Annotated in this window: 8 protein-coding genes; 7 read left to right on the top strand and 1 reads right to left on the bottom strand. The window is 73.1% G+C overall.

Annotation, left to right across the window (positions count from 1 at the left end):
* On the bottom strand, positions 1 to 1,833 hold the full coding sequence (locus FRCN3DRAFT_RS0234900; RefSeq protein ID WP_007513435.1) for an Hsp70 family protein: 1,833 nt from the start codon (positions 1,831 to 1,833) through the stop codon (positions 1 to 3).
* Positions 1,834 to 2,127: 294 nt separating this feature from the next.
* On the opposite strand from FRCN3DRAFT_RS0234900, the gene hisS reads away from it, so the two are divergent.
* The 7 genes from hisS (at position 2,128) to FRCN3DRAFT_RS0234865 (ending at position 11,310) form a co-directional block, all read left to right on the top strand.
* Positions 2,128 to 3,444: a histidine--tRNA ligase gene (gene hisS / locus FRCN3DRAFT_RS0234895; protein ID WP_007513433.1), complete on the top strand. Its 1,317-nt coding sequence runs from the start codon at positions 2,128 to 2,130 to the stop codon at positions 3,442 to 3,444.
* Positions 3,445 to 3,577: 133 nt separating this feature from the next.
* Complete coding sequence (thyX, locus tag FRCN3DRAFT_RS0234890; protein ID WP_007513431.1) at positions 3,578 to 4,312, top strand: FAD-dependent thymidylate synthase; 735 nt, start codon at positions 3,578 to 3,580, stop codon at positions 4,310 to 4,312.
* Between the two features lie 82 nt (positions 4,313 to 4,394).
* Positions 4,395 to 5,102 (top strand): RNA polymerase sigma factor, encoded by a 708-nt coding sequence (locus FRCN3DRAFT_RS0234885; protein ID WP_232794346.1) that lies wholly within the window; start codon positions 4,395 to 4,397, stop codon positions 5,100 to 5,102.
* Positions 5,095 to 6,291, top strand: coding sequence for a CU044_5270 family protein (locus tag FRCN3DRAFT_RS50175; protein ID WP_007513428.1), 1,197 nt, complete (start codon positions 5,095 to 5,097; stop codon positions 6,289 to 6,291). Before FRCN3DRAFT_RS0234885 ends, FRCN3DRAFT_RS50175 begins: the two co-directional genes overlap by 8 nt.
* Before the next feature lie 291 nt (positions 6,292 to 6,582).
* Positions 6,583 to 9,066, top strand: a complete 2,484-nt coding sequence (locus FRCN3DRAFT_RS0234875) for a phosphoketolase family protein (RefSeq protein WP_007513426.1) — start codon at positions 6,583 to 6,585, stop codon at positions 9,064 to 9,066.
* A gap of 45 nt (positions 9,067 to 9,111) precedes the next feature.
* Positions 9,112 to 10,374: an acetate/propionate family kinase gene (locus tag FRCN3DRAFT_RS0234870; RefSeq protein ID WP_007513424.1), complete on the top strand. Its 1,263-nt coding sequence runs from the start codon at positions 9,112 to 9,114 to the stop codon at positions 10,372 to 10,374.
* A gap of 228 nt (positions 10,375 to 10,602) precedes the next feature.
* On the top strand, positions 10,603 to 11,310 hold the full coding sequence (locus FRCN3DRAFT_RS0234865) for a hypothetical protein (RefSeq protein ID WP_007513422.1): 708 nt from the start codon (positions 10,603 to 10,605) through the stop codon (positions 11,308 to 11,310).
* Positions 11,311 to 11,391 lie beyond the last annotated feature (81 nt).

Here is an 11,391-nt window from a genome sequence, read left to right as displayed (position 1 = left end):
TCAGGTCCATCCGGTCGGCGGACCGCCGAGTCCGCCGCGCCCGAAGCCCGGCCCCGGGCCGCCGGGGTCGGGGCTGCCGCCGGGCTTCTCGCCGGGCTTGGCGGCCCGGCCGGCATCCCTGGAGCGCCGTGCCCGCGCGACCTGTTCGCGTTCCCTGGCGACGTCGGCCTGGCTCAGCGCCGCGGACGTCTCCACCCGCACGGTCAGCGGCTGGTCGGCCAGCCCCTCGTGCCGGGCGGTGACCTCCAGCATCCCGTCGAAGCCCATCCGGAAAGTGATCTCGATCTCGGTGCCGGCGGGGTAGCCCGGCGGGATGCCGATGATCTCGGCCGCGGCAATGATCTTGTTGTCCTCGATCCGGCGGGACTCGGTGCCGCCCGCCTGCTCGACGACGTAGACGGTGACGGCGTCCTGGTCGTCGCGCACCGTGCCGAACGGCCGGCGCACGATCACCGGCAGCCGGTCGTTGCGGTGCACCAGGAAGACCGCGCCGTGGTCGCCGAACCGGTCGAGCGCGAGCACCCCGAAGCCGCGCGAGATGACGTTGACGACCTGCACCTCGACGGTGCGGCGAACCCGCGCTGCGGGCAGGCCCAGCGCCTCGGCCAGCCGGCCGCAGGCGGCCTCCAGGTCGGCCTGGTCGGCGGCGTCGACGCCGGCGCCGTCGGGCAGCTGGCCACGGGTCACCAGGTCGTTGATGACGAGGCGTTCGAGCGCCTTCTTCTCGCCGTACAGGGCGGCACCCCGCGCGACCGCCAGGTCGGGGTCGGAGAGCTCGACCGGGACGCCGAACTCCTCCGACAGCCGCCGGCCCACCGCCGGCATCCGCGAGGCGCCACCGACGAGCAGCACCCGGTCGACGCCACGCACCCCGCGGGCCCGCGCGGCCTCGACCGCGGCCTTCGTGAGGGTGATCGTGCGGTCGAGCAGGCCCCCGGTCAGCCGCTCGAGCTCGGCGCGGGTCAGCTCGACGTCGAGCTTCGCGCCGGCGTGCTCGATCCGCGCGGTCGTGGCCGTGCTGTCGGTGAGCTCGCGGCGGGCGCGTTCGGCGGCGAGCGTCAGCGTCTGCGTGGCCTCGCCGTCGTCGAGCAGGTCGGGCAGTGACGGGTGCGCGGCGGCGAACGCGTCCGCCAGGTGCAGCACCAGCTTCTCGTCCCAGTCGGCGCCGCCGAGCTGGTGGTCGCCGTCGATCGCGACGACGGAGACCCGGCGGTCGGCGAGCTCGACGATCGTCACGTCGAACGTGCCACCGCCCAGGTCGTAGACGAGCGCGACCTCCTCGTCGGCGGCGCCGGGACCCGCGAGGGTGCGCCGGTTGCCGACCTCGAAACGGGCGAAACCATAGGAGAGCGCGGCGGCGGTCGGCTCGTTGATGACGTCGATGACGTTCAGCCCGGCGTACTCGCCGGCGAGCACCGTGGCCCGCCGTTCCTCGTCGCCGAAGTAGGCCGGGACGGTGATGACGACGTCGCGGACCGGCTCGCCGCCGGTGAGCTCCGCGTCCGAGATCAGCGCCGCCAGGATGAGGCCGCTGATCGCCGGGGCGGACCAGGCCGTTCCCGGCGGCGCTGTGGCCGGCACGAACCGCCAGTCGCCCTCGCCCATCTTCCGCTTGACCAGCGAGCACACGTCGTCCGGCCGCGCGCGGGAGAGCTGGCGGGCGGTCTCGCCGGTGATGTAGTCGTCGGGGCCGACGAACAGCACGACGCTGGGCAGGGTCATCGAGCCGTCGAGCAGCGGCACGATCTCTGCCTCGCCGGCGGGGGAGACCCGGGCCAGGCAGCTGAACGTGGTGCCGAGGTCGATGCCGAACACCGTGCCGTCGCCGGACATACCGGACAGCCCGGATGAGCCCCCTCGTCGTGCGCGCACGGCCAGAAACCTATCCGCTTCGGGACCACATGTGGCCAGCCGTCGGGTGCGCGACGTTGACAGGGACTCCCGGCCACCGCCCGTCGACCGTCCGTTGGCGTCCCGTCGCCGTGGCTCGACCCGTGACTGATCATCGGCAACCGGTAGAGTGCGCAGCGTGTACCTCTCCCGACATCGGTGATCGACCACGGCGATCCATGCCGTGTGTCGTCTCCCACCCATCCGAGTCGATGTGAGAGGTCAGGTTCCGCCGCGATGAGCGATGTCCCGATCGTCAGGCCCGTCCCGATCAGTGGCTTCCCCGAATGGCTGCCCGGCGTGCGGGCCGTGGAGCAGAACTGGCTCGACCGGATCCGCGCGACCTTCGAGCGCTACGGCTTCTGCTCGGTCGAGACGCCGTCGGTCGAGTCGCTCGACGTGCTCGCCGCGAAGGGCGAGACCTCCCAGGAGGTCTACGCGCTGCGCCGGCTGCAGGCCGAGACGGGCGACGACAGCGGCCGGCTGGGGCTGCACTTCGACCTGACGGTGCCGTTCGCCCGCTACGTCGCCGCGCACTTCAACGAGCTGGCCTTCCCGTTCCGCCGCTACCAGATCCAGCGGGTCTGGCGAGGCGAGCGGCCGCAGGAGGGCCGGTTCCGCGAGTTCACCCAGTGCGACATCGACGTCATCAACGTCGACCAGGTGCCGCTCTACTTCGACGCCGAGCTGCCGCGCATCGTCCACGAGGTGCTCACCGACCTCGGGGTGCCGGCCTGGACGCTGAACGTCAACAACCGCAAGCTGCTGCAGGGCTTCTACGAGGGCCTCGGGATCGACGACCCGGTGGCGGTGATCCGGGTCGCGGACAAGCTCGACAAGATCGGCGCGGACGGCGTCGAGAAGCTGCTCGTCGGGACGGTGGGCCTGTCCGCCACGCAGGCCCGCGCGGTGCTCGACCTGGCGGCGGTCAAGGCCGACGGGTCGGCCGGCGTCATCGAGGCGGTCGGCCGGCTGGGCGTCAAGTCCGACCTGCTCTCCGAGGGCCTGGACGAGCTGTCGTTCGTCCTCGACGAGCTCGCCGACCTGCCGGCGGGCAGCGTCGTCGCCGACCTGTCGATCGCCCGCGGGCTGGACTACTACACGGGCACGGTCTACGAGGCGAAGTTCGTCGACTGGCCCGGCTTCGGCAGCATCTGCTCCGGCGGCCGCTACGACGACCTGGCTGGCTCGTTCATCCGGCGCAGCCTGCCCGGCGTCGGCATCTCCATCGGCCTCACGCGGATCTTCGCCAAGCTCGTCGCCGAGGGCCTGATCACGCCCGGCCCGGCGAGCCCCGCGGACGTCCTGGTCGTCATCCCGAGCGACGAGCGCCGGCGCGCCGCGGTCGCGACGGCCGCCCGGCTGCGTGCCCGCGGCCTGAAGGTGGAGACCTACCACCAGGCCGACAAGCTCGCCAAGCAGATCCGCTACGCCTCCCGCAAGGGCATCGGCGCGGTGTGGTTCCCCCCGTTCGAGGACGGCCGCGACCACGAGGTCAAGGACATGGCCACCGGCGACCAGGCCCCCGCCGACCCGGAGACCTGGACGCCCTGACGCATTGCCTCCCTCGGCCCGGTCCGACCAGGTACCGGTTACAGGTCCGCGTACTGGTCCGGGCCCGGGTCCGGGTGTCGTAGGCGGCGGTTACGGTGGATCGGCAACGGGTGGGTCGGTCGTGGAGGTGGCAGTGCGAGTTCAGGTGATCGCGCGGACGGAGTTCCTCCCGCCGGCCGACGTGCCGTGGGAGACCGACGCCGACGGCGGCCAGGCGCTGGCCGAGTTCGCGGGCCGGGCCTGCTACCAGAGCTGGAGCAAGCCGAACCCGGCGACCGCGACGAACGCCGGCTACCTGCGGCACATCCTCGAGGTGGGCCACCTGTCGGTGCTCGAGCACGGCACCGTCACGCTCTACTTCACCGGCATCTCCCGCAGCCTCACCCACGAGCTGGTCCGCCACCGGCACTTCTCCTACAGCCAGCTCTCCCAGCGCTACGTGCCCGAGCGGGACGCCGAGATGGTCGAGCCGGACGTGATCGCCGCCGACCCGGAGCTGCACGCGATCTTCGAGGAGGCGACGGCCGCGTCCCTGGCCGCCTACTCGAAGCTGCTGGAAGGCCTGGAGAAGCACTTCGCCGAGGTCGCGGCGCCCACGTCGCGGCGCAAGCAGGCCCGGCAGGCCGCCCGTGCGGTGCTGCCGAACGCCACCGAGACCAGGATCGTCGTCACCGGCAACTACCGCGCCTGGCGGCACTTCATCGCGATGCGCGCCAGCGAGTCCGCGGACGTCGAGATCCGCGAGCTCGCCGTCGCGGTCCTGCGGGCGCTGCGGGAGGTCGCGCCGAACGTGTTCGCGGACTTCCGCCTCTCCGCGCTCGACGACGGCACCGAGATCGCCTCCAGCCCGCTCGTTTCCGAGGGATAGTCGCCGCCTGCCCGCTGCCCCGTGATTCGGAAGGGGCGCCCGTCGCCGTGAACCCGAAGGGGCGTAACGGGCAAGTAGCTATGTGAGCGCAGACACCGGGGCCAGAGCAGATGTCGCGGCCGTCGTGGGCGGCTGGCCCGCCCGGCCCGGCCGAGCGGCGGGAGCCCGCGAGGCGGTGGCCGGTCCGGAACGGCCGGCCGGCGCCGAGCGGGAGCGGACGGCGACCGACGCGCAGGTCGTCGCGCGTTCGGTCGACGTGCCGGCGGACTTCGCCGAGCTGTTCGACCGGCACGCCCCGGCGATCCACCGCTACCTCGCCCGCAGGGCGGGCCAGCAGATCGCGGATGACCTGGTGGCGTCGACCTTCCTGGTCGCCTTCGAGCGCCGGGGGAGCTACGACGTCACCAGGGCCGATGCCCGGCCCTGGCTGTACGGCATTGCCTCCAACCTCCTCGGCCGGCACCGCCGGGACGAGGAGCGCAGGCTGCGAGCCTATGGCCGCGCCGGCGCGGACACCTTGGCCGAAGACGGGATCGAGCGTGCCCTGGAACGGGTGGACGCTCAGGCGTCGAAGAGAGCCGTCGCGGCGGCCATGGCCGAGCTGTCCGCCGAGGACCGGGACGTGCTGCTGTTGTTCGCCTGGGCCGCGTTCTCCTATGCGGAGATCGCCGAGGCCGTCGGCGTCCCGGTCGGCACGGTGCGCTCACGCCTGAACCGCGCGCGGCGTCGCCTGCGCGCCACCCTTGGCGCCGGCGACCCGCGCCCGATCGAGGAGGGCCACCATGCATGACTGGCTGCCCGCGGATGGCCGGATGACCGGCCGCGAGGGGCACGAGCGGACAGACGAGGGCGGGAGGCGCCTCGCGCGCCCACGGAACGAGCCGGCCTCGGACGAGGTGGCTGCCCGCGCCGAGCTGGCATCACTGGCGCTGCTGTGGGACGACGTGGGGGAGCCCGGCCCTGACCGGCTCGCCGACGCCCGCCGGCGCCTCCTGGACCGCGCGGCGTTGGCTGGCGACGGGACCGCCCCGGCCCCCAGCTCTCACCAGGAGGGCCGCCCCGCGCGGAACGCCGGGAAGGCCCGCCGCCGCCCTCGGGTCACGGCACGCCGGGCCGTCGCGGTCGCGGCCGCGGCGGTGATCGTTGCAGGCGGCCTGTTCGCCGTCGACACGCTGACCGTGGACGGCACGGCCGGGGCCACGGCCGAGGCCGCCTCGCTGCTGGAGCAGGCAGCGGCCAGCTCGGCGGCGACGCCCGACCCGCCGGTCGGCCCGTCCCAGTATCGGAAGATCACGAACCGGGGCAGGGACGTCTTCTTCGTGGACGAAGGGCCCGGCAAGCAGCTCAGCTGGCAGGGCGACGAAGTCAACGAGACCTGGATCCCGGGCGACCCGGCGAAGCCGTGGGTCCTGCGCAGGACCGTTCCCGGCGGGATGGAGTGGCGGCTGGACAAGAACGGCGTGCCGCGGGCGACGCCGCTCCCCCAGCCCCCGACCGAGCTGGTCCGCGCGGCCGGCGGCGCGTTCCACGGGCCCGTCACCCCCAGCTGGCAGACCCCGACGCCGGAGTTCATCGCCGGCCTGCCTCGTGACCCGGACCAGCTTCTCGGCCGGATCTACCACGACTCGGCGGGCCAGGGTAAGTCGAAGGACGGCGAGGCGTTGGTCTTCATCGCGGACCTGCTGCGAGGCGGATTCGTGCCGGCGGACCTTCGTGCCGCCCTGTTCCGCGCGGCGAGTGGCATCCCCGGCGTCGCGGTCACGGATCATGCCGCGAACCTGGCCGGCAAGGACGGCGTCGCGGTCGGTCGCGATGAGGATCCCGAGGTCCGCCAGGAGATCATCTTTGATCCGGCGACGGGTGAGTACATCGGCGAGCGGGAGGTTGTCCTGGTTGACGACGCGAAGATCCGCCTGCCCAAGGGCGCCACTCTCGCCTACACGGCGGTGACGACCGAGGTGGTCGACTCCGCTCCCTAGAAGCCCGTGGCTCTCTGGGGTCCGTGGCTCCCAGGGGTCCGCGACACCGTCCTCGCGAGGCACGCACGGGACTCCGACCGGTGGCACTACAGGCCTGCCGGGTCACACTCCTAGAGACTGAGGTCATGACGGCTGAGGTAGGTGGACATGTCCTCGGCGCCACGGGGGAGTGGTCGAATGAACCTGTGCGCCCGCCGAGCCAGCCGGGCTGGCTGGGACGGCGCGCGTCCTGACGGGCGTCACCCGTCCCAGCCAGCCCGATAACCGGCCTCGACAGGAAAGAGCCAGCCGATGACCGGTGCCGCGGACCTCGCCACCTCCCGGCCAGCCGAGCCCATCGCCGACCCGCCGACGCGCCCGAGCGTCGGCGGGTCGGCGCCGCTCACGGATGAGGAGGTGGCGCTGCTCGACGCTTACTGGCGGGCGGCGAACTACCTGTCCGTCGGGCAGATCTACCTGCTGGACAACCCGCTGCTGCGGGAGCCGCTCCAGCGGGAGCACATCAAGCCGCGCCTGCTCGGCCACTGGGGCACCACCCCGGGCCTCAACCTGGTCTACGCGCACCTCAACCGGGTGATCAAAGAGCGCGACCTGGACATGATGTACGTCATCGGTCCTGGGCACGGCGGCCCCGGCATCGTCGCGAACGCGTACCTCGAGGGCACCTACTCCGAGGTCTACCCGACGATCAGCCAGGACGAGGCCGGGCTGCGCCGGCTGTTCCGGCAGTTCTCGTTCCCGGGCGGAATTCCCAGCCACGTCGCCCCGGAGACGCCCGGTTCGATCCACGAGGGCGGCGAGCTGGGCTACGCCCTGGCGCACGCCTATGGCGCCGCCTTCGACAACCCCGACCTGGTGGTCGCCTGCGTCGTCGGGGACGGCGAGGCCGAGACCGGCCCGCTCGCGGCCAGCTGGCACTCGAACAAGTTCCTCGACCCGGCCCGCGACGGCGCGGTCCTGCCGATCCTGCACCTCAACGGCTACAAGATCGCGCAGGCGACCGTGCTCGCCCGCATCCCCGAGGCCGAGCTGGACGCGTTGATGCGCGGCTACGGCTACGCGCCGCTGCACGTCACCGCCGGCGCCGACGATGACCCGGCCGAGGCGCACCGCCGGCTCGCCGCCGTCCTGGACGAGGCGTTCGACGAGATCGCCAGGATCCAGGAGGAGGCCAGGGCGGCGCTGGCCGCGGGCAGGGACGTGGTCCGGCCAGCCTGGCCGATGGTGGTGCTTCGTACCCCGAAGGGCTGGACCGGGCCGCGTACGGTCGGCGGCCTGCCCGTCGAGGGCACCTGGCGCGCGCACCAGGTGCCCATCACCGACGTGCGGGACCACCCGGACCGGATCGACGAGCTCGCCGACTGGATGCGCGGCTACCGGCCCGAGGAGCTGTTCGACGCCACCGGCCGGCCGCGCCCTGAGCTGGCGGCGCTCGCGCCGGCGGGGCGGCGGCGGATGAGCGCCAGCCCACACGCCAACGGCGGCGAGCTGCTGCGCGACCTCGCCCTGCCCGACTTCCGCGAGTACGCCGTCGACGTGCCGGCGCCCGGCACGTCGTCGACCTCGGCGACGACCGTGCTCGGCCAGCTGCTGCGCGACCTCATCCGGGACAACCCGAGCACGTTTCGCCTGATGGGCCCCGACGAGACCGCCTCGAACCGGCTCGGCGCCGTCTTCGACGTCACCGACCGGGTCTGGGAGGGCGAGATCCTGCCGACCGACGAGCACCTCGCCCGGGCCGGCCGGGTGATGGAGGTGCTCTCCGAGCACCTGTGCCAGGGCTGGCTGGAGGGCTACCTGCTCACCGGCCGGCACGGCCTCTTCTCCTGCTACGAGGCGTTCATCCACATCGTCGACTCGATGGTCAACCAGCACGCGAAGTGGCTGAAGACGACCCGCGAGATCCCGTGGCGCCGCCCGATCGCGTCGCTCAACTACCTGCTCACCAGCCATGTCTGGCGCCAGGACCACAACGGCTTCTCCCACCAGGACCCCGGCTTCATCGACCACGTCGTGAACAAGAAGGCGGAGGTCGTCAGGGTCTACCTGCCGCCGGACACGAACACGCTGCTGTCGGTCGCCGACCACTGCCTGCGCAGCAGGGACTACATCAACGTGATCGTCGCCGGCAAGCAGCCGGCGCTGAACTACCTGACCATGGAGCAGGCGATCGCCCACTGCACCCGCGGCCTGGGCATCTGGGACTTCGCCAGCAACGACCAGGACAGCGCCGATGGCGGCCCCGGCGCCGGTGACGGGCTTCCGGATGTGGTGATGGCGTGCGCCGGCGACGTGCCGACGCTCGAGACGCTGGCCGCCGTGGACCTGCTGCGCCGCCACATCCCCTGGCTGCGGGTCCGGGTGGTGAACGTCGTCGACCTGATGGCCCTGCAGAGCGAGAGCGAGCATCCGCACGGCATCTCCGACGCCCGGTTCGACGCGCTCTTCACTCCCGACCGGCCGGTCATCTTCGCCTACCACGGGTACCCGTGGCTGATCCACCGGCTGACCTACCGGCGGACCAACCACCACAACATCCATGTCCGCGGCTACATCGAGGAGGGAACCACCACGACGCCGTTCGACATGGTGATGATGAACGGCCTCGACCGCTTCCACCTGGTCGCCGACGTGATCGACCGGGTGCCGTCGCTGGGCGCGCGGGCCGCGCACGTCCGCCAGGCGATGGTCGACGAGCGGCTGCGGGTCCGCGCCTACACCCGCCAGCACGGCGAGGACCCGCCCGAGATCCGCGACTGGGTCTGGCCGTACTGATCTGGCCGTGCTGATCTGGCCCTACTGACCGAGACGGGCGGCGCCGTGGACGTGCTGGTGGTCAATGCGGGCTCGGCGACGCTCAAGCTCGCGCTCGTCGCGCCGGACGAGACGCTGCTCGGCGCGCGCGAGCTGGCCGCTCCCGCCGGCCGCGTCGACCTGGCGGAGTTGCGCGCGGCGGTCGGCGAGCTGCTCGCCCGGCGGAGCGCCGAGCGAGCCGAACGAGCCGAGCGGGCCGAGGCGGCCATGGGCCCGGTCGCCGTCGGCCACCGGATCGTGCACGGCGGCACCGCGTTCGTCGCGCCGGTCCGCGTCGACGACGCGGTGGCCGCGCGCCTGGCCGAGCTGACGGCGCTCGCGCCGCTGCATCAGCCGGCGGCACTGGCCGCGCTCGACGCGGTGCGCGAGGTGCTGCCGGACGCCGTCCAGGTCGCGTGCTTCGACACCGCGTTCCACGCCACCCTGCCGCCGGCCGCCGCCACCTACGCGGTGCCGGCGGTCTGGCGGGAGCGGTACGGCATCCGCCGCTACGGCTTTCACGGGCTTTCGCACGCCTACGCGTCCCGCCGCGCGGCCGAGCTCGTGGCCGTCGTGACCCCCGCGGGCGCCGTGACCGCCGGGAGCGTCGCCGGCGCCGCGGGCGCCCGTCGCGTCGTCACCTGCCACCTCGGGTCGGGCGCGTCGCTCGCGGCCGTCCGCGACGGGGCGAGCGTCGACACGACCATGGGGTTCACGCCGCTGGAGGGGCTGGTCATGGCCACCCGGTCCGGCGACGTCGACCCGGGGCTGCTGCTGTGGCTCCAGACGTCGGTGGGGATGAGCGCCAGGGATCTCACTGAGGCGCTCTTTCACGCCTCCGGGCTGGCCGCGCTCGCCGGCACCTCGGACATGCGCGCCGTCGTCGAGCGGGCCGGTCGCGGCGAGGAGGACGCCGGGCTGGCCTTGGCGGTCTACCTGCGCCGGCTGCGCGCCGGGATCGCGGCGATGGCGGCCTCGCTCGGGGGCCTGGACGCCCTCGTGTTCACCGGCGGCGTCGGTGAGCGCTCGGCCCAGGTCCGTGCCGCCGCGGCCGACGGCCTCGCCTTCCTCGGCGTCGCCGTCGACCCGGTCCGCAACGCGGAGCACGATCCGGCCGCCAGCGAGGACACCGACCTCACGGCCGCCGGGGCATCCGTCCGCACCTTCGTGGTCGCCGCTCGTGAGGACCTGGAAATCGCCCGCGGCGTCCGCGGGATCTTGTCGGAAGAGCGACAGCCGGGGGCGGCCCGAACGGGTGAAGCGCCGCCGATGGGCACGTCTGCGGCGTAACGGCCCGTCAACCGGCAGGCACTAGAAGACGACAAATCTCCCATTCGGGTGTAGCTTGCCCGGACGAACGTCTGGCAGCGCCGTTTCTGTTCATCTTGTTCATCGGTAGAGATCCTGGTGGGGATCGCTGTTGCGGCCGTACTCGGTCGCGGGGGCTGGCCAGCGAGCCGAAGCGGATACGCCATGATCTTCCGGAGCCGTAGGCGTCCGGAGAAGAAGGGTTGCGTCATGCCAAGAATCGGAGGTCGCGACCTCGCGACCGGCGACATCGGGGTCATGGGGGCTGGCCTCCTCATGTTCATCTTCAGCTTCCTGCCTTGGTACGGCGTGAAGTTCGGTAGCGCGAGCGCCAGCGCGAACGCCTGGAACATGGGGTTCGCCGCCTGGTTCTCCGTCCTGCTCTGCCTGGCCGTCGCCGGGCTCGTCGCCGCGCAGGTGTTCGCCGGGTTCCGGGTGCCCACGCTCGGCCCGGTCCAGCCGGCGCTGGCGTTCGTCGGCGCCGGTGGGCTCGCGGTGGTGCTGATCCTGCTCCGCTGGGTGACCTACGACCGGCCCGACGACGGGGACGCCTCCCTGTTCGGCGGGTCGATCGAGGCCGGCGCGCGGGCGGGGACCTACCTCGGCCTGATCGCCGCCATCGCGCTCACCGTGTTCGCCTTCCTTCGGTTCCGCAGCGGCGACACCACGCCGGCGGGTGGCCCCCAGCCGCCGTACGGCCAGCCGCAGGGGTGGCCGCAGGGCACGCAGCCCGGTCAGTGGCCGCAGGGGCAGCAGCAGGTCCCGCCGGGAACGTGGCAGCAGCAGCCCCCGCAGGGCGGTTGGCAGCAGCCCCCGCAGGGGCAGCCGCAGGGCGGCTGGCAGCAGCAGCCCCAGCCGCCGCAGGGCGGTTGGCAGCAGCAGCCGCCGCAGGGCGGCTGGCCGGGCGGCCAGCAGTAGTCAGCCGGCCCGCGGCGCCGACGCGTTCGGCGCCGCGCCGGCCGAGGCGCCCGGGCGAGAGCACAACCGTCTCGCCCGGGC

This window comes from Pseudofrankia saprophytica, from assembly GCF_000235425.2.
In the GTDB taxonomy this organism is placed as follows: Bacteria; Actinomycetota; Actinomycetes; order Frankiales; family Frankiaceae; genus Pseudofrankia; species Pseudofrankia saprophytica.
Note: the sequence above shows the minus strand (reverse complement) of the source record. Positions and strands in the feature narration are given on the sequence as shown.

Bases quoted from the DNA above. Each gene is read 5' to 3' on its own strand.
- FRCN3DRAFT_RS50175 (WP_007513428.1), top strand. From the start codon at position 5,095: ATGCATGACTGGCTGCCCGCGGATGGCCGGATGACCGGCCGCGAGGGG.
- FRCN3DRAFT_RS0234875 (WP_007513426.1), top strand. From the start codon at position 6,583: ATGACCGGTGCCGCGGACCTCGCCACCTCCCGGCCAGCCGAGCCCATC.
- FRCN3DRAFT_RS0234900 (WP_007513435.1), bottom strand. From the start codon at position 1,833: ATGTCCGGCGACGGCACGGTGTTCGGCATCGACCTCGGCACCACGTTC.
- FRCN3DRAFT_RS0234865 (WP_007513422.1), top strand. From the start codon at position 10,603: ATGCCAAGAATCGGAGGTCGCGACCTCGCGACCGGCGACATCGGGGTC.
- hisS (WP_007513433.1), top strand. From the start codon at position 2,128: ATGAGCGATGTCCCGATCGTCAGGCCCGTCCCGATCAGTGGCTTCCCC.